Here is an 18,807-nt window from a genome sequence, read left to right as displayed (position 1 = left end):
TGATGAATATTTTTGTTTTATTAAAAAGAACATTTGATACTGAGGAAAGACTAACCGTTTCAAATGGCAGCATAAATGAAGATGGTGCAGAATTCATAATCAACCCATACGACGAGTACGCGGTGGAAGAAGCGATTCAAGTAAGAGACACACATGGCGGAGAAGTAACGGTTGTGACAGTCGGTTCTGAAGAGGCAGAAAAAGAACTTCGTACGGCGCTTGCGATGGGTGCTGATAAAGCGGTGCTAATCAACACAGAAGATGACGTAGAAAACGGAGATCAATTTACAACGGCGAAAATCTTGGCTGAATTCTTAAAAGATAAAGATGCAGACTTGATTATCGGCGGTAACGTAGCTATTGACGGTGGTTCTGGACAAGTTGGGCCTCGTGTGGCGGAATTATTAGATATTCCTTACGTAACAACAATCACAAAGCTAGAAATCGAAGGCGGAAAAGCTACTATCGTACGCGATGTTGAAGGTGATTCCGAAGTTATTGGAACATCCCTTCCATTGCTTGTAACAGCACAACAAGGATTGAACGATCCGCGCTATCCATCTCTACCTGGGATTATGAAGGCAAAGAAAAAGCCTCTTGAAGAGTTAGAATTAGATGATTTAGACCTTGATGAGGATGATGTAGAAGCGAAAACAAAAACGCTTGAAATCTACCTTCCGCCGAAAAAAGAAGCAGGTCGCGTGCTTCAAGGTGAGTTAGATGCACAGGTAAAAGAATTGGTTTCCGCATTAAGAAACGAAGCGAAAGTAATCTAAATTAAACCCGTCGTTGAAAGATCATTATAGATAGATACATGGACAGGAGGAGACAAACATGGCAAGAAAAGTATTAACATTAGCAGAAGTGCGTGATTCCGCATTACGTAATGTATCATTTGAAGCAATTGCAGCAGGGAAAACAGTAGCAGAAGGTGGCGAAGTAGTTTCTGTACTAGTTGGAGAAGGCGTAGGATCACTTGCTCAAGAACTGATCGCTTACGGTGCAGACCGTGTTGTAACAATTGAACACGCTAACTTGAAAGCGTACACATCTGATGGTTACTCCCAAGCATTAATGGCAGTTATTGATTCGGAAAGCCCAGAAGGAATTATTTTCGGACATACAGCTTTAGGAAAAGACTTGTCCCCTAAATTGGCTTCCAAATTAAATTCCGGCTTGATTTCTGATGCAACTGAGGTGGAAGAGGTTGGTGGAAACTTAGTTTTCACAAGACCAATCTACTCTGGAAAAGCATTTGAAAAGAAAATTGTAACGGATGGCGTAATTTTTGCAACGGTACGTCCAAACAACATTGCATCTCTTGAAAAAGATGAGTCACGTACAGGTGACGTTTCTTCCCTTGATGTTGATGTTAAGGATCTTCGCACAATCATTAAAGAAGTTGTTCGTAAAGCAACGGAAGGTGTAGACCTTTCTGAGGCGAAAGTAGTAGTAGCTGGTGGACGTGGAGTGAAATCTGAAGAAGGCTTCGAGCCACTAAAAGAATTGGCAGACGTACTTGGAGCGGCAGTTGGTGCTTCCCGTGGAGCGTGTGACGCAGACTATTGCGATTACTCTCTCCAAATCGGTCAAACTGGTAAAGTTGTAACTCCTGACCTTTACATCGCATGCGGTATTTCCGGAGCGATTCAGCATCTTGCTGGTATGTCCAACTCCAAAGTAATCGTAGCAATCAATAAAGACCCAGAAGCAAACATTTTCAAAGTAGCTGACTACGGTATCGTCGGTGACCTGTTTGAAGTGGTTCCGATGTTAACAGCTGAATTCAAAAAGCTATTGGTGACGAACTAAGATTAAATCAACAAACAGCCAGGCACGTGTGGTGCTTGGCTGTTTTTGATGTGATGGATTAGGGATAACCTAGCTGGTGATTGGAGCAAAAGGCGTAGACTCCAGCGGGGGAGTAACGGTAGCTTGAGACCCCACACCACAGCGCAGCGAGGAGGCTCAAGCACCGTCCCGCGGAAAGCGAAGCCATTTGCGGAAATCACCAGCGGTGTTTCAAGGAATTTTAGCCTGAAATAAAATGGCCGGAAAAGGGTAAACCTATAACGAAGCAAATAATTAGCAACACTATGTCGTAGATGCTATACTTTAGCTATAGTAAAACTCTGAAAGATTTACCATCTGTCAGAGAACACATTAACAGCATATATTGTTAACTGTGAGATAAAAGGCTTAGGAGGAATTTATTATGGCAATTACAAATGCAACTGACCAAAACTTTACACAAGAAACTAGCGAAGGCTTAGTTCTTGCTGATTTCTGGGCGCCTTGGTGCGGACCTTGTAAAATGATCGCTCCAGTTCTTGAAGAATTAGATCAAGACATGGGTGACAAAGTAAAAATCGTGAAAGTAGATGTGGATGAGAACCAAGAAACTGCTGGAAAATTCGGCGTAATGAGCATCCCAACTTTACTTGTTATCAAAAACGGTGAAGTAGTAGACAAAGCAGTAGGTTTCCAACCGAAAGAAGCTTTGGCTGAACTATTAAACAAGCACGCTTAATGCGTTTTGGAAAAAGCCCGGTCCTGTGACCGGGCTTTTTGCTTATTTTAGGTCTTACTCATAGGGCAAGGTGGCTGATATCGAGAAAACTCAGGATTTATTAAGAAAAGTCAAGTGGATATCAAGAATAAATGTGATATATCAAGAAAAGTCAGGGGGATATCAAGAAGAAATGTGATATATCAAGAAAACTCACGATATATCGAGAAAACGCTCCCCACCCATGCTAGACCCCAGTCCCATCCCTTCTCCCACAATCCTAATACTTCCAAATGGAACATACGTACGAAACAAGGTATAATAGTATACATACAAAAAAATCTTTGGTTGGGAGGAAAAATACATTGAACGAATCATTAAAAGAAAAACTTGCCATACTGCCTGACCAACCGGGATGTTACCTGATGAAGGATCGTCAAGGAACCATCATCTATGTCGGAAAGGCGAAGGTGCTCAAAAACCGAGTCCGCTCTTATTTTACAGGTAGCCATGATGGAAAAACGCTTCGGCTTGTAAATGAAATTGTGGATTTTGAATATATTGTGACTTCCTCCAATATCGAAGCGCTCATACTGGAACTGAATCTTATCAAAAAACATAACCCAAAATACAATGTCATGCTGAAAGATGACAAACGATACCCTTTTATTAAAATTACAGCGGAAAAGCATCCGCGTCTTTTAATCACCCGTAAAGTGCAGAAGGATAAAGGGAAATATTTTGGACCTTACCCCAATGTTCAAGCGGCAAATGAAACGAAAAAGCTGCTAGACCGAATCTACCCGCTTCGCAAATGCATGACCCTTCCAGACAGGGTATGTCTCTACTATCACATGGGTCAATGTCTTGCACCATGTGTGGAACATGTATCTGAAGAAACGAACAAACAAATGGTGGATGGAATTGTTCGGTTTCTTAACGGGGGTTATAAGGAAGTCAAAAACGAGCTTACGGATAAAATGATAAAAGCCTCTGAGAACCTGGAATTTGAACGGGCACAAGAATTTCGGGATCAAATCATCAACATTGAAGCGACAATGGAAAAGCAGAAAATGGAGATGAATGATTTTGTCGACAGGGATGTTTTCGGATTTGCATTTGATAAGGGATGGATGTGTGTTCAGGTGTTTTTCATCCGTCAGGGTAAACTGATTGAACGGGATGTCTCGTTGTTCCCGATTTACAACGAACCGGAAGAGGATTTTCTAACATTCCTCGGGCAGTTCTATTCCAAGCAAAATCATTTTGTCCCAAAAGAAATCATGCTTCCCAGTCAAATTGATCTGCCGGTTGCCCAAGAACTATTGCAAACCAATGTGCTTCAGCCTCAGCGTGGGAAAAAGAAGCAACTGGTGGATCTGGCAAACAAGAATGCAAAAGTGGCCCTCGGAGAAAAGTTTTCATTGATCGAACGGGATGAAAGCCGAACGATAAAAGCTGTCGAGAATCTCGGGGAAATCCTCGGAATTATGACCCCTCACCGCATTGAAGCATTTGATAATTCGAATATCCAAGGAACGGATCCTGTTTCTGCGATGGTAGTATTTATTGATGGAAAACCAGAGAAACGAGAATACCGGAAATATAAAACCAAAAGCGTACAAGGACCTGATGATTATGAATCCATGAGAGAAGTAGTCAGAAGAAGGTATACCCGAGTTCTAAAAGAATCTTTACCGCTCCCAGACTTGATCGTAATCGATGGTGCCAAAGGCCATATGAGTGCTGTAAGGGACGTCTTGGAAAATGAATTGGACTTATTTGTTCCGATTGTCGGCCTTGCCAAAGATGACAAACATAGAACGAGCAACCTTCTTGCAGGCGAAGATGCCATGATTGTTCCGCTTGAGAGGACAAGCCAGGAGTTTTATCTTTTGCAACGAATTCAAGATGAAGTTCACAGATTTGCGATTACTTTTCATCGTCAAATTAGAAGTAAAAGTGTTTTTCAATCAATTTTGGATGAAATCAGTGGAGTTGGCGCGACAAGAAAGAAAGCGTTGATGAAGCACTTTGGATCAGTTGCAAAAATGAAAGATGCATCGGTGGAGGAGATACAAGCTGCTAAAATACCGAAAGCGGTAGCTGAAGAAATTTTTAAAAAACTTCACGAATAGGTGTTGTAAGGATTCTTATTGTCTGATATAATCACTATTAATTTCATAATGTGCCACTTCAAATCGATGAAGTGATGATAGAGGTGCGAACTTCAAAAGTATGTAATCGGAGAAGAAAGAGCTTCCGAGATGATTACGGAAAGGGGAGGATCGCCGAAGTAAAAAAAAGTCTCTTTTTCTTTTTTTTACTGGTTCTGCGTTTAAGAAATGTAGGACTGTCAGGTTGTCTTTGTGCTGCCTGGAGAGCTATCTCACCGCGTGAACGGATTCTTTATTTTACCAATCACAGCAATGAGACCTTAGCTCATTGCTGTTTTTTTATATCCAAAAAAAAAGCTGCATGGCTTAATGCGTACTGAGAACTATCTAACATTATGATGAGACTACAGATTCTGTAAATAAAATCAACAGCGGCGTTTTACAGAACTAACTAATGAAAAAGGAATGGTGCACATGTCAACGATTGTTGTACAGAAATTCGGAGGAACATCAGTGGGCTCGGTTGAACGAATTCAGCACGTAGCCAGTCGAGTCATCAATGAAGTGGAAAACGGACACAAAGTGGTTGTCGTCGTATCAGCGATGGGCAAAACAACCGACGAACTTTTAACGCTAGCAAATGCGATTAACCCCCACCCAAGTAAGCGCGACATGGATATGCTTTTGACAACAGGAGAACAAATTACCATCTCCCTATTGGCAATGGCATTGCAAGTTAGAGGGCATGAAGCAGTGTCCCTTACAGGCTGGCAGGCAGGGATCCGCACTGAGCCTGTACACGGAAACGCCAGAATTACGCATATTGAAACAGATCTATTAAAAAGCTACCTGGATTCTGGAAAAATTGTCATTGTTGCGGGCTTCCAAGGTATCACTGTAAATAACGAGATTACGACACTAGGCCGTGGCGGTTCGGATACAACAGCGGTTGCATTAGCTGCTGCTTTGAAGGCGGAGAAATGTGATATTTATACAGATGTGACGGGAGTATTCACGACAGACCCCCGTTTTGTGAAAGGTGCAAGAAAGCTTGCGGCAATTGCATATGATGAAATGCTCGAACTGGCCAACTTAGGTGCAGGTGTGCTTCACCCGCGTGCGGTTGAATTTGCAAAAAACTATGGCGTACAGCTGGTTGTACGGTCCAGTATGGAAGAGGAAGAAGGAACGATCATTGAGGAGGAAGTATCCATGGAAAAAAATCTAGTTGTCAGAGGAATAGCATTCGAAGACCAAATCACCCGCATTACGGTATGTGGCTTGCCAAATGAACTACATACATTATCCACCATTTTCACGACATTAGCTCAGCACAGTTTGAATGTGGACATTATCATTCAAACTAGCATGGATAAAGATACTACGAATATATCGTTCTCTGTTAAAACAGTAGACGTAAAAGAAACAATTGAAGTGTTAGAACAGCATCAAGGCCGTCTCGGGTTCACTGGTATCGAGCAGGAGAGCGGTTTAGCGAAAGTTTCTATTGTTGGATCGGGTATGGTTTCCAATCCCGGGGTCGCAGCGGAAATGTTCCAAGTCCTTGCTACAGAGGGCATCCACGTTAAAATGGTAAGCACATCAGAAATCAAAGTTTCTACGGTGGTGGATGTTGCAGAGATGGTCCGTGCGGTTGAGGCACTTCATGTGGCATTTAAGCTAGGAGAAGAGTCTGTTGAGAGAGTATTAAGCTAAGAGTATAGTAGTTTTTGTTTGTGAAGTACCCTTTTCCTAGTGGAGGGGGTGCTTTTTTGTGGGGTTAAAATATGCGAAGGGTTATTTACTGTCCGTAAAATAAAAATACGAGCCAAACTAGGCAAAATACTGTCCATAAAGTGAAAATACGAGCGAAACTCACCCAAATACTGTCCAAAAATAAAAAATACATGCCGTTCGACAAAGAACGACATGTTCTATTGAATTGCCACCCGTAAGGCAGTATCACCCAAGCAACCTAGCTTAGGCCAACCACCCTGGAGGCAGCAACATAAAAACTTATAATTACTTATCCCACTGTACTGTGATCAGTATCTCTTTTTTCTTTTTTTGTTCTTCAATCGCTTCCGCAGTTTTGCCTTTAAGACGTTGAATCTGTTCGGCAAGAAATCCAGCTTCCAGTTGGAAAGTCGCGTCTTTATTCAAGTCAAGGCGGCGCGTCACCATTTCCCCGCGGATCACGTACTTAACTTCATGCTTGTTCTGTTCCAATAATTCAAGCTCTCCCCAGCCTGCTTCTTTAAAAAATTGGCCGATTCCCTCTTGAGTATCAATGGTAAACTTGCGTGCGAGCTGTTTGCCTGCCCAATAGATGACCTGGGTATGATCTTTCCCCAAGAGGTCAGGTAGAAGCATATCGCGGATCAGTTCGTACCCGAAGATAGAGACTTGAATTTGTGTGTCCATCACTTGTTGTTGGTTGTTCGATTCAGTCATTTAGTTCCCCTCTTTCTCTACGTTCATTATATACCATCCAACCGGGTTAATAAATGAAACGTATGGAGTATTTTATTCTATTAATATATTTTTATATTTTTCTGATAATTAAAGGTTTGTAGAAGTTTTTTTAAAAGTGCAATTTTTGGTCGCGTTTTCTTGACGCTACACATATAGGGGAGTAAAATAAATATGTCACATATTTGTCGATAAATCTGCAAAGGCTTTCATTTTATTGAAAGTTTAAAAAACAAGATGGAGAGTTCAATGATTTTTTACTATAATAGATAGTGAAAAAAAGAACTTACAAAACATCTAATCTATTTTCTTACTTGGAAAAAGGGGGTTAAGTGATGGCAACTGAACGTGAATTTTTACTTCGTAGACTCCACTCGTTACTAGGAGTCATTCCTGTTGGTCTTTTCTTGGTTCAGCATTTGGTTATCAACCACTTTGCGACAAAAGGACCAGAATCATTCAACAAAGCGGCACATTTTATGGAAAGCTTGCCGTTCCGTTATGCACTAGAAATTTTTGTAATCTTTCTTCCAATCCTATTCCACGCTATCTACGGCTTATATATTGCTTTTACAGCAAAAAACAATGTAAGCAAGTATGGATTTGTTCGTAACTGGATGTTTATGCTTCAACGCTTTACAGGAATCGTTACATTAATTTTTATCGTATGGCATGTATGGGAAACGAGAATCGCAGCTGCACTTGGTGCGGACGTTAACTACAACATGATGGCAGACATCTTATCTAGTCCGTTCATGTTCTGGTTCTACCTTGTTGGGGTAATTGCAACAATCTTCCACTTTGCAAATGGACTTTGGTCTTTCTGTGTAAGCTGGGGAATTACAGTAACTCCTCGTTCTCAACTTATTGCAACCTACGTAACAATCGGGATTTTCTTTGCATTATCTTTCGTAGGGGTACGTGCAATTCTAGCATTCGTCTAATTAGCAACTATTAAGGAGTGAGTTACACATGAGTAAAAAAGTTATCGTGGTCGGCGGTGGACTTGCGGGCTTGATGGCAACCATCAAAGTCGCTGAAGCTGGCGTACCAGTTGATCTATTTTCATTAGTACCAGTTAAACGTTCTCACTCAGTTTGTGCTCAGGGTGGAATTAACGGGGCAGTAAACACGAAAGGAGAAGGGGATTCTCCTTGGGAACACTTTGACGATTCTGTTTATGGGGGAGATTTCTTAGCAAATCAGCCTCCAGTAAAAGCTATGTGTGAAGCGGCACCAGGAATCATCCATCTTTTGGACCGCATGGGAGTTATGTTCAACCGAACTCCTGAAGGATTACTAGATTTCAGACGCTTTGGCGGAACGCAGCATCACCGTACCGCATTTGCTGGCGCAACAACAGGTCAGCAACTATTATACGCATTAGATGAGCAAGTTCGTCGCCACGAAGTATCTGGTCTTGTAACGAAATATGAAGGCTGGGAGTTTTTAGGTTCTGTTATCGATGACGATGGCGTTTGCCGCGGAGTTGTCGCACAAAACCTTACAAGCATGGAGATTGTATCATTCCCTGCAGATGCTGTTATTATGGCAACTGGTGGACCTGGTATCATTTTCGGTAAATCAACAAACTCTGTTATTAATACAGGTTCTGCAGCATCCATTGTGTATCAGCAAGGTGCTTACTACGCGAATGGTGAGTTCATTCAGATTCACCCGACAGCCATTCCGGGAGATGACAAGCTTCGTCTGATGAGTGAGTCAGCTCGTGGAGAAGGTGGACGTGTTTGGACATATAAAGACGGTAAGCCTTGGTACTTCCTTGAGGAAAAATACCCAGCATACGGAAACCTTGTTCCACGTGACATCGCAACACGTGAAATCTTTGACGTGTGTGTTAATCAAAAGCTTGGTGTTAACGGTGAAAACATGGTGTACTTGGATCTTTCTCATAAAGATCCCAAAGAACTGGATATCAAACTTGGTGGAATCATTGAAATCTATGAAAAATTCATGGGAGACGATCCACGTAAAGTTCCAATGAAAATTTTCCCTGCTGTTCACTACTCTATGGGCGGAATCTGGGTCGATTATGACCAAATGACCAATATTCCTGGACTATTTGCTGCAGGTGAGTGTGATTACTCTCAGCATGGTGCAAACCGTCTTGGAGCGAACTCCTTACTATCTGCAATCTATGGTGGTATGGTAGCTGGTCCAAAAGCAGTAGAATATATGAATGGATTGGAAAAATCCACAGATTCCCTTTCTTCCTCTCTTTTCGATCGCTATGTAAAAGAAGAAGAAGCAAAGTGGAACAAGATCATGACAATGAACGGTACAGAGAATGCTTATGTGCTTCATAAAGAGCTTGGAGAGTGGATGACAGACAACGTAACAGTTGTACGCTACAACGACAAGCTGAAGCAAACGGATGAGAAAATCCAAGAGCTTCTTGAGCGTTATGATAATATCAACATCCACGATACAGCGAAGTGGAGCAACCAGGGAGCGGCGTTCACTCGTCAGCTGCAACATATGCTTCAGTTAGCTCGTGTTATCACAATCGGTGCTTACAACCGTAACGAGAGCCGTGGAGCGCACTACAAACCGGACTTCCCTGAACGTAATGACGAGGAATTCCTAAAAACAACCATGGCGAAATTCACAGGTCCTAAATCTGCACCTGAATTCTTCTATGAAGATGTAGATGTAAGCTTGATTCCGCCGCGTAAGCGTGACTACTCTAAGAAAAAAGGGGGTAAAGAATGATGGCTGAACAAACTAAAACTGTAACGTTTAAAGTGAAGCGTCAAGATGGTCCCGAGGGAACCCCTTACTATGAAACTTTTGAATTACCTTACCGTCCGAACATGAACGTAATCTCTGCATTAATGGAAGTTCGTCGTAATCCTGTCAATAAAGATGGAAAAGAGACAACTCCTGTAAACTGGGATATGAACTGTTTGGAGGAGGTATGTGGTGCGTGTTCCATGGTCATCAACGGCAAGCCGCGTCAATCCTGTACGGCGCTTGTGGACCAATTAGAGCAACCAATCGTTCTTGAGCCAATGAGCACATTCCCTGTTGTTCGTGACCTTCAAGTGGATAGAAGCCGCATGTTCGATTCCTTGAAAAAGGTAAAAGCTTGGATCCCAATCGATGGAACATACGATCTTGGACCTGGTCCTCGTATGCCAGAGAAAAAACGTCAATGGGCTTATGAGCTTTCCAAATGTATGACATGTGGAGTTTGCTTAGAAGCTTGCCCGAACGTTAACAGCAAGTCCGAGTTCATCGGTCCTGCACCACTTTCCCAAGTGCGTCTTTTCAATGCGCATCCAACTGGGGAAATGAACAAATCTGAGCGCTTAGAAGCAATCATGGGAGACGGAGGCCTCGCAAACTGCGGTAACTCACAGAACTGTGTGCAGTCTTGCCCGAAAGGTATTCCTCTAACTACATCTATCGCTGCGCTTAACCGCGACACGACGGTTCAGATGTTCAGAAACTTCTTTGGTTCCGACCAAGGCTAAAAAATTATCAGAACGCCTCTTACCTAAAAGGGGCGTTTTTTTACAAAAATATATGTTAGAAAATTCAGAATGGTCTAAACGATGGTTGATTTCCGTTTCAGGCGCATCGCTTTTCTGCAGGCGGTCCGGGAGCCTCCTCGGCAAGCCTGCGGGGTCTCCCGTGTCACTTCCTCCAACGGAAGTCTGTGCGCCTTCTACTACAATCAACTAGGTTGTTCCTTTCAATTTTTATAACACTAAAGTAGTTCCCCATGTTGACTGAAGTGCAAGGTGTGAGACTCCTGCGGGGGATAACGGTAGGTTGAGACCCCACAGGCGAAGCCGAGGAGGCTCAAGCACCGTCCCGCGGAAAGCGAACACCTGGAACGAAAGGAAACAGGGAGTTCTACCGAACATCAATATTTTTAAATAATGGGGAGAATAGTTATGAAAAAAACAGCTTATATAGAAGATTTGCAACAATGGATGAATGAGTTCTCATTCAGTCATGCTGTAAAAGTTAGATTTTCCGAAACTGATATGTTCGGTCACCTTAACAACACAGTACCATTCGTCTATTTCGAGGAAGCTAGAATCGAATTTTTTAAAAGCCTCGGCTTTATGCAAGACTGGACACAACCAGGCAGCAACACCATTCCAGTCGTAGCGGACCTGCAATGCGATTTCCTACAGCAGGTTTATTTTGGAGAAGAACTGGAGGTTTGCGTGAAAGCACAGCAAGTAGGAACCTCTTCTGTTGATCTGCATTACCTAGGTAAAAAGGGAAACGGCGAGCCTTGTTTTGTTGGAAGAGGACGTATGGTACAACTTAATAAGCACACTGGAAAAGGGGAGCCTTGGAGTGACGAACAACGAAATCTCTTTCTTTCCCGAGAAACATTGAAAAAATAATAAGAAAACCGACTAAATACATGTAACTCCCGCCCTCCTTCTAACATATTATACCATGACTAAATATACACCCATCCGCTAGTTCAGCTCTGGCTAAGGCAAGGAGGGTTACAATTATTGAAGGAGAAAGAGTTTCAACCAAAGCCATTGCTTACCAAAAGAGAAAGAGAAGTATTTGAGCTGTTAGTTCAGGATAAGACAACCAAAGAGATTGCTGGTGAGTTGTTTATCAGTGAAAAGACAGTTCGGAATCACATTTCAAATGCTATGCAAAAGCTGGGAGTGAAGGGGCGTTCCCAAGCAGTTGTCGAGCTTCTTCGCATGGGAGAATTAGAGCTTTAACTTAAACCGCCGACTATCTTCTAACCATACAGTTATGAGTGGTAGTCGGTTATTTATTCATGAACAAACCCAAGTATTTCTATGTGGGTAAATATGTTTATAAGCCTTTACATCTTGCATTTTATATGAAAACATAAGAAAATATACTTAACTGACACAATGACTACATGACATCTATGTTCAGATAAGGCTGTTTTCGTAACTTTGTTGTTTGTCGCATTAATAAGTAACTCGTTCTACTCCTTACTGTCGTGCTCTTTTCTTGTTAATAACGAGAATAGCTGCATGCTTAAATTAAGGTAGATATACGGTAAAAAGTCCAATTGCCGACTTTTTACGAGGATTAGCAACAAAATCTTAAGAAAAGAGCTTAGATAAAAAGAAAAAGGGAAGAAAGAGGGTCGGGAATGACAAATCAAAATGAAGCAGTATTGCAGGATCCACAATTAGTTGCAGATATTGAGAAATCGTTAAGATACATAGCGACTTTAGTGAAACAAAAAGGTCGTGAAATATTAAGCAATTACACGATTACCCCTCCACAGTTCGTTGCGTTGCAATGGCTTTTAGAGGGTGGAGATATGACAATTGGTGAATTGTCTACAAAGATGTATTTAGCTTGCAGTACGACCACTGATCTTGTGGATCGTATGGAAAAGAATGAACTTGTTCAACGTGTGAAAGATCCTAACGACCGCCGCGTGGTTCGAATTCATCTTTTAGAAGAAGGAGAGCGCATTATTGCGGAAGTAATAAAAAAACGTCAGGACTATTTGCAAAACATACTAAAGAACTATTCCAAAGATGAAATTTTCATGTTAGAAAAGTGTTTAGCACGATTACATCTAGAAATGAAAGAATGAGGGATTTAGTTGCAAAGACCAATTGGAGTTATTGATTCTGGTGTTGGCGGGTTGACCGTTGCGAAGGAAATTATGCGTCAGTTGCCGAAAGAGCGCATTATTTACTTAGGAGATACAGCGCGTTGCCCTTATGGACCTAGGCCTGTTGATGAAGTTCGTCTCTATACATGGGAGATGACAAGATATTTATTGACTCATGATATAAAAATGCTTGTTATTGCCTGTAACACAGCAACGGCTGTCGTATTGGATGAGATACGGGAGCAATTAGACATACCGGTAATAGGAGTAGTGGATCCTGGGGCGAGAACCGCCTTGAAGGTTACATCCAATTATCAGGTTGGTGTCATCGGGACTGTAGGGACGATCAACAGTGGTGCCTATGCCAATGCCTTGAAATCCATTAACAATGAAGTAAAAGTAGAAAGCTTAGCGTGTCCAAACTTTGTACCATTAGTAGAGAGTGGCGAATTTGAAGGTGAACGTGCAAGGGAAATTGTAGAAGATACCCTTCACCTTTTTAAAGGATCGAAAATTGATACGCTAATTCTTGGCTGCACGCATTATCCGTTATTGACGCCTACCATTCAGGCGGTAATGGGGAAAGGCATTCAATTGATTAGTTCTGGTGATGAAACTGCACGAGAAGTGAGTACCATCCTCAACTTCAAAAAGCTGTTGAATAAAAAACAGCGTACAGAAAATCATCAGTTTTACACAACTGGTTCAAAAGAGCTTTTTGAAAAGATAGCAAGTAAGCTTTTTGAACAGCCAATTGAGAATGTTAAGACGATTGTGTTGGATCCGATTGGGATATAAGAATGTTGAAAACAGGACGCAAACTTTTCGTCCTGTTTTTTTGCGCTCATTTTTGGGACAAAACTTTTTCTAAAGCTCGGTCTATTTTTTGGAATAGCTCGTATACATAGTAGTACAAACCGTCTTAGGAGGGAAACCTATGTCTCATAAAAAAGTGAAATTGACTGCTGCTGCTGTGCTTGCTTCTTCTGTATTGTTATCCGGATGTGGATTATTTGGAGGTGACGAGCAGGCAGAAAAAGAAGAGGATATTCCGCAAGATGTTTCATATGTAGATGATGCTGCAAGTGAAACCGGTGCAGAGAATGAAGAAACAACTGGTGAAGAAACGGATGGGGAAGAGGCGACTGTTTCAGAAAATGTGCAAAGAGAACTATACTTAATTGATAGTAATGGATATGTTGTTTCGCAAACATTAGAGCTCCCAAAAACCAATGAAGTCGCGAAGCAGGCATTAGAATACTTAGTTGCCGGAGGTCCGGTGGATGAATTGCTTCCAAATGGCTTTAGAGCCGTATTACCTGCTGGGACGGAAGTGGACGTAAACCTTAAAGAAGACGGAACCATCGTTGCCGACTTCTCCAAGGAATTCGCTAATTATGATGGTGCAGACGAAGAAAGAATTCTGCAAGCCATCACTTGGACGCTGACGCAGTTTGAAAATGTGGAAAAAGTCCAAATCATGGTGAACGGACATGAGCAAACAGTGATGCCAGTAAATCAAACGCCAATTGGTGATGGCGTGAGCAGAGCGAATGGAATCAATTTTAATACTGCTGAAGCGGTAGATCTAATGAGTTCACGTGCTGTTACATTGTACTTTATGGCAGAAAGCAGTAACGGAGAGCCGTATTATGTACCTGTAACATCACGTCTAAGCTTGGAAGGTAAAGACAAATTTTCTGCGATTGTAGATGCGCTGATTAATGGTCCTTCCCATACTTCAGGTTTAACAAATGACTTGTCGAATGAAGTGGCACTTCTGGATGAGCCGGTTCTGGTTGATGGAAATTTGGTATTGAACTTTAATGAGGCTATCCTTGGACTTGAAGGTAGAATTGTCTCAAAATCCATTGTAGATTCGCTGGTGCTGACATTAACAGAACAAACTGGAGTGGACAGCATTGCGATTACTGTCGATGGAGAAGGCGATTTGATGGCAACGGATGGAACAAACATTTCAGAGCCTGTTGCACGTCCAGAAAAAGTGAACACAGGCAGGTTTTAACGTGTGAAATTTGCTATACTAAGGAAAGAATGATTAGAAGAGGTGCTATGCTGCCTCTTCTTTATTTTATTGGAGACAAAAGGAGCTTGTAAGAATGTCGAGATCAGATGGTAGAGAGCAAAATCAATTAAGAGCGGTTGAAATAATTACAGATTACATTACACATCCTGAAGGATCGGTATTAATATGTGTAGGGGACACAAAAGTAATCTGTTCAGCCACGATAGAGGACAGAGTTCCCCCTTTTATGCGCGGCGGGGGAAAAGGGTGGATAACAGCGGAGTATTCCATGCTTCCGCGGGCGACCGAAAAAAGAACGATGCGGGAATCCACTAAGGGCAAGGTAACCGGCAGAACAATGGAAATCCAGCGGTTGATCGGCAGAGCTCTACGTTCTGTTGTAGAGCTGGACAAAATAGGCGAAAAAACCATCTGGATTGACTGTGATGTCATTCAGGCGGACGGAGGCACAAGAACAGCGTCTATCACAGGGGCATTTGTGGCGATGGTTCTAGCTTTTCAAAAATTAGTCGAAGCAAAGAAGATAGCAAGTCTCCCTGTTACGAATTTTTTAGCAGCAACATCCGTTGGCGTCATGGAAGATGGTCAAGCTTTACTTGATTTAAACTACATAGAAGATTCCACTGCCCAGGTGGACATGAACGTCATCATGACCGGCTCATTGGATCTGGTAGAACTGCAGGGAACCGGAGAAGAATCGACGTTTTCAAGAAAACAGCTTAATGAATTATTGGACTTGGCTGAAGAAGGTGTATTACATCTTGTTGAAGAGCAAAAGAAAGCGTTGGGAAATTTGGCACAAAGTATCATCGTTAATGGAAAAGGAGAAAATAAAGATGACTGAAATAATTATCGCAACCAATAACCCGGGGAAGGTAAAGGATTTTCAAGTGATTTTGGAACCAAAAGGATTCAAAGTGAAATCTCTTGCTGATTTTCCAGAAATACCTGACGTGGAAGAAACTGGTATAACTTTTGAAGAAAATGCTTTATTAAAGGCGGAGGCAGTGTCAGCACACCTTGGAAAGATCGTGCTTGCAGATGATTCCGGCCTCGAGGTAGATGCATTAAATGGTGAACCAGGTGTGTACTCCGCACGTTATGCGGGTATGGATAAGGATGATAAGAAAAATATTCAAAAGGTACTCGAAGGGATGGAAGGGGTTTCGGATGAAAAACGTACGGCCAGATTTGTTTGCGTCCTTGCAGTTGTAGATCCTTCTGGAGAAAAATTTACTGTTCGCGGAACGTGTGAAGGAACCATTGCCAGGGAACCGATTGGAGAAAATGGATTCGGTTATGATCCTATTTTTTATGTAAAAGAGAAACAGAGGACCATGGCTCAACTTTCTAAGGTTGAAAAAAGTGAGATTAGTCACAGGGGAAATGCTATTAAAGAGTTAACCAATCAGTGGGAGTTGCTTTCCCGCAAAAATTAGGAGTGGAAGCATGAAAGTTTTAATTGTTAGCGACAATCATGGACAAGCAGAGGTGCTACGGCAAATAAAAGCCCGTCATCAGGGGGAAGTGGATTTATTCATCCATTGTGGGGATTCTGAACTTCCTTCTACAAGCGAAGAAATGAAAGGCTTTTACGGAGTAAGGGGAAACTGCGATTTTGACGATGATTATCCTCAACAATTAACCAAGGAAATCGGCAACCAACGACTTTTTGCTACACACGGCCATTTGTATCAGGTGAAATCTTCTTTATTGCCATTAAAGTATGCTGCTGAAGAAGAAAGTGCAAATATTGTATGTTTCGGTCATTCTCATATTGCCGGGGCAGAATATTTTGATGGGATCCTGTTTATCAACCCAGGAAGCATTGATCTTCCGCGTATGACACGGAATAAAACCTATGCTATACTAGATGCAAAAGAATCATGTTATTTTGTACACTACTATAATGAAAAGGGAGAAAAACTTTCTTCCCACACATTCGAGAAGTGATAAGAGAGAGGGGGTTCCTCTCTCTCTATTAAAGAAGATTAGCTGCTTAAAATTATTTAAGAAAAGTTTTTTAAAAACTGTTGACTTTAATGTATGTATCTCATATAATAAATCTTGTCGCTGCTGATAATTAGTAAATATTTCTTATCGGTTAGTACATAATTTAATTATGTCCCAGTAGCTCAGTTGGATAGAGCACGATCGAAAATGCTGCCTGATTTAACTTCAGCGTACCGATTTTGACCACTTCCTGAGTTATCGTCCTAGCAAAATTGGGACGACGGTATAAAGAAAAACTAAAGTTATCCTATTCTAAATTATGTCCCAGTAGCTCAGTTGGATAGAGCAACGGCCTTCTAAGCCGTGTGTCGGGGGTTCGAATCCCTCCTGGGACGCCACTTATTTAAAAACACTATGTACATTTTTATGAACACTTTCTATGAAGAGTGTTCATAAAAATGAGGCATGGTGTTTTTTGTTTTTTACCTTGGTAAACCATAACCAAAGCTTGGACAATCGAATAGAGCCCTTCTATTTAACAATCGGGGTACTGTCGAATAGAGCGCTCCTATTAGACAAAAAAGCAGTGTTAAAAACCCGTACGGTCAAATAGAGCGCTCCTATTAGACAAAAGAGCAATGTCAAATACCCGTACGGTCAAATAGAGCTTTCGTATTAGACAAAAGAGCAATGTCAAATACCCGTACGGTCAAATAGAGCTTTCGTATTAGACAAAAGAGCAGTGTTAAATACCCGTACGGTCAAAGACAAAGAAGTATCCCCCAACCCCAAACTGTCCAATAGAAGATCTACAAAAACGTATTATCCCACGCTTTCACTTGTGCTCCCCTCCAAACATTGATAAACTTGTTTCAAATATTTTCACAATAAAAATAGGACGGCTATACATATGAAAAAACCAAAAAAGATAGTAGAGTTCCCTAATCTAAAACAGCGACTGCTGGAAAAAGCGATGCAAACGATGAAAGAGAAAAAGTTTTCAGAGGCGTTGGAACTATTTGAACAGGCCCGGGAAAATGACTATGCCTATGCGGAAGTGGAGCTTGGCATGGTAGTTTGCTATATGGAACTTGGTCAGTTAACAGAGGCAAAAAACCGATGCAAAAAAATGCTTAGGGAAGATGTTGGTGATTATTTTCATGTGCTTCAGATATACATAACAGTTCTTATTCAATTAAAAGAGTATGCGGAGGTCAAATCCACGATTGAAGCAATCCTTGAAGAAGATAAGCTGCCTGCACAATATGCGCAAAATTTCTATCAGCTCTTGGAGTTTGCTAGAAAGATGCTGCCTTCAGAAGAAAATGAATCAATGGAACCTGATTATAACGATCAAGAGGATGAATTGTTTTTGCTTCATGAAGGGACTGTCCAAAAACAATATGAACTCATCCAATCGTTGAAGCACCGCAACATTCGTCCGCTTATCCCTGAGATTCAACAATACTTAGAGGATGAACTAAAGCACCCGGTCCTAAAAACCTTCTTGCTTCACATTCTTATTGAACAAGGCTGGGACAAGGAAACAGAAGTAAGCAAAATGGGACAACGAACCACCGTTGTTCCATCCAATTTAAAAAGTGGTGAAGAAGATCCTTTTTTAAACAAAATAATTTCTATATTGGAAGATAAAGTGGAAAGTGACAACCCCACATTATACGAAGGATTAAAAGAAATGCTTGTCCGAATACATACTGTTCAATTTCCGATGCCTTTCACTCCAGACAAACCGGAAGTATGGGCCGCTGGCTTGCATAGAGCAGGGGTGGAACTGTTTGGTTTGGATGCAAGCGACGAAGAGTTGGCAGAGCAATACCACGTTTCTGGTCTAGAAGTGAAGTTGGTCACACGCGAGATCAATAAGCTTGAAGATTTTTCATATTTACGATTATGAGGCTATGTGTTGAACTCATCTGGGATTATGTTATAATGTAAGGGTTGTAAACTGTATATACGATATAGGTTCTTAGATTAACCTCTTGTAACAAGGGGTGTTTAAGACTGTGTACTTGCAGCAAAATGTAGAAAACAACAACCACCATGTGTGGTTAATCAGATTAGATAGTGTGTCATC

At 41.6% G+C, this 18,807-nt stretch carries 18 protein-coding genes, 1 tRNA gene and 1 riboswitch; of the genes, 18 read left to right on the top strand and 1 reads right to left on the bottom strand.

Features of this window, described 5'->3' with window-relative positions; all coding sequences use genetic code 11:
- Nucleotides 1–2 precede the first annotated feature (2 nt).
- From FZC76_RS08680 to FZC76_RS08660, 5 genes are all read left to right on the top strand, one after another.
- On the top strand, nucleotides 3–776 hold the full coding sequence (locus FZC76_RS08680; protein WP_148987831.1) for an electron transfer flavoprotein subunit beta/FixA family protein: 774 nt from the start codon (nucleotides 3–5) through the stop codon (nucleotides 774–776).
- A 58-nt stretch (nucleotides 777–834) separates the two neighbouring features.
- Nucleotides 835–1,812, top strand: a complete 978-nt coding sequence (locus tag FZC76_RS08675; RefSeq protein WP_148987830.1) for an electron transfer flavoprotein subunit alpha/FixB family protein — start codon at nucleotides 835–837, stop codon at nucleotides 1,810–1,812.
- A gap of 403 nt (nucleotides 1,813–2,215) precedes the next feature.
- Entirely contained in the window at nucleotides 2,216–2,530 is a 315-nt protein-coding gene (trxA, locus tag FZC76_RS08670; protein WP_060664845.1) for a thioredoxin, read from the top strand.
- 344 nt (nucleotides 2,531–2,874) lie between these two features.
- Nucleotides 2,875–4,647: an excinuclease ABC subunit UvrC gene (gene uvrC, locus FZC76_RS08665; RefSeq protein ID WP_148987829.1), complete on the top strand. Its 1,773-nt coding sequence runs from the start codon at nucleotides 2,875–2,877 to the stop codon at nucleotides 4,645–4,647.
- 70 nt (nucleotides 4,648–4,717) lie between these two features.
- Nucleotides 4,718–4,904, top strand: a riboswitch (Lysine riboswitch).
- Nucleotides 4,905–5,100: 196 nt separating this feature from the next.
- Nucleotides 5,101–6,342 (top strand): aspartate kinase, encoded by a 1,242-nt coding sequence (locus FZC76_RS08660; RefSeq protein ID WP_148987828.1) that lies wholly within the window; start codon nucleotides 5,101–5,103, stop codon nucleotides 6,340–6,342.
- A 306-nt stretch (nucleotides 6,343–6,648) separates the two neighbouring features.
- On the opposite strand, the gene FZC76_RS08655 is transcribed toward FZC76_RS08660, so the two are convergent.
- Nucleotides 6,649–7,080 carry a YslB family protein gene (locus tag FZC76_RS08655; protein WP_148987827.1) on the bottom strand — a complete coding sequence of 144 codons (432 nt, stop codon included), beginning with the start codon at nucleotides 7,078–7,080 and terminating at the stop codon, nucleotides 6,649–6,651.
- A 353-nt stretch (nucleotides 7,081–7,433) separates the two neighbouring features.
- On the opposite strand from FZC76_RS08655, the gene FZC76_RS08650 reads away from it, so the two are divergent.
- The 13 genes from FZC76_RS08650 to FZC76_RS08590 all read left to right on the top strand — a co-directional run bounded on the left by FZC76_RS08650 (nucleotide 7,434) and on the right by FZC76_RS08590 (nucleotide 18,627).
- On the top strand, nucleotides 7,434–8,042 hold the full coding sequence (locus tag FZC76_RS08650; protein ID WP_060664849.1) for a succinate dehydrogenase cytochrome b558 subunit: 609 nt from the start codon (nucleotides 7,434–7,436) through the stop codon (nucleotides 8,040–8,042).
- A gap of 28 nt (nucleotides 8,043–8,070) precedes the next feature.
- Nucleotides 8,071–9,831, top strand: a complete 1,761-nt coding sequence (sdhA, locus tag FZC76_RS08645) for a succinate dehydrogenase flavoprotein subunit (protein ID WP_148987826.1) — start codon at nucleotides 8,071–8,073, stop codon at nucleotides 9,829–9,831.
- Nucleotides 9,828–10,595, top strand: a complete 768-nt coding sequence (gene sdhB, locus FZC76_RS08640; protein ID WP_148987825.1) for a succinate dehydrogenase iron-sulfur subunit — start codon at nucleotides 9,828–9,830, stop codon at nucleotides 10,593–10,595. The genes sdhA and sdhB overlap by 4 nt, the downstream gene beginning before the upstream one ends.
- A gap of 426 nt (nucleotides 10,596–11,021) precedes the next feature.
- A complete protein-coding gene (locus FZC76_RS08635; RefSeq protein WP_148987824.1) occupies nucleotides 11,022–11,486 on the top strand; it encodes an acyl-CoA thioesterase in 465 nt (154 codons plus the stop codon).
- A 117-nt stretch (nucleotides 11,487–11,603) separates the two neighbouring features.
- Nucleotides 11,604–11,828: a spore germination transcription factor GerE gene (gene gerE / locus FZC76_RS08630; protein WP_047972062.1), complete on the top strand. Its 225-nt coding sequence runs from the start codon at nucleotides 11,604–11,606 to the stop codon at nucleotides 11,826–11,828.
- Between the two features lie 407 nt (nucleotides 11,829–12,235).
- Entirely contained in the window at nucleotides 12,236–12,691 is a 456-nt protein-coding gene (locus FZC76_RS08625) for a MarR family winged helix-turn-helix transcriptional regulator (protein ID WP_148987823.1), read from the top strand.
- A gap of 9 nt (nucleotides 12,692–12,700) precedes the next feature.
- Entirely contained in the window at nucleotides 12,701–13,510 is an 810-nt protein-coding gene (gene racE / locus FZC76_RS08620) for a glutamate racemase (protein ID WP_148987822.1), read from the top strand.
- A 139-nt stretch (nucleotides 13,511–13,649) separates the two neighbouring features.
- Nucleotides 13,650–14,738 carry a GerMN domain-containing protein gene (locus FZC76_RS08615; protein ID WP_148987821.1) on the top strand — a complete coding sequence of 363 codons (1,089 nt, stop codon included), beginning with the start codon at nucleotides 13,650–13,652 and terminating at the stop codon, nucleotides 14,736–14,738.
- 94 nt (nucleotides 14,739–14,832) lie between these two features.
- Complete coding sequence (gene rph, locus FZC76_RS08610; RefSeq protein WP_148987820.1) at nucleotides 14,833–15,603, top strand: ribonuclease PH; 771 nt, start codon at nucleotides 14,833–14,835, stop codon at nucleotides 15,601–15,603.
- A complete protein-coding gene (locus FZC76_RS08605; protein ID WP_148987819.1) occupies nucleotides 15,596–16,198 on the top strand; it encodes an XTP/dITP diphosphatase in 603 nt (200 codons plus the stop codon). The genes rph and FZC76_RS08605 overlap by 8 nt, the downstream gene beginning before the upstream one ends.
- A 10-nt stretch (nucleotides 16,199–16,208) precedes the next feature.
- Nucleotides 16,209–16,712, top strand: coding sequence for a metallophosphoesterase (locus tag FZC76_RS08600; RefSeq protein WP_148987818.1), 504 nt, complete (start codon nucleotides 16,209–16,211; stop codon nucleotides 16,710–16,712).
- A gap of 321 nt (nucleotides 16,713–17,033) precedes the next feature.
- Nucleotides 17,034–17,110, top strand: a tRNA-Arg gene (locus FZC76_RS08595).
- A gap of 512 nt (nucleotides 17,111–17,622) precedes the next feature.
- Nucleotides 17,623–18,627 carry a tetratricopeptide repeat protein gene (locus FZC76_RS08590; protein ID WP_148987817.1) on the top strand — a complete coding sequence of 335 codons (1,005 nt, stop codon included), beginning with the start codon at nucleotides 17,623–17,625 and terminating at the stop codon, nucleotides 18,625–18,627.
- The last annotated feature ends 180 nt before the right edge of the window (nucleotides 18,628–18,807 follow it).

It is taken from the genome of Sutcliffiella horikoshii (assembly GCF_008180725.1).
In the GTDB taxonomy this organism is placed as follows: domain Bacteria; phylum Bacillota; class Bacilli; order Bacillales; family Bacillaceae_I; genus Sutcliffiella_A; species Sutcliffiella_A horikoshii_B.
Note: the sequence above shows the minus strand (reverse complement) of the source record. Positions and strands in the feature narration are given on the sequence as shown.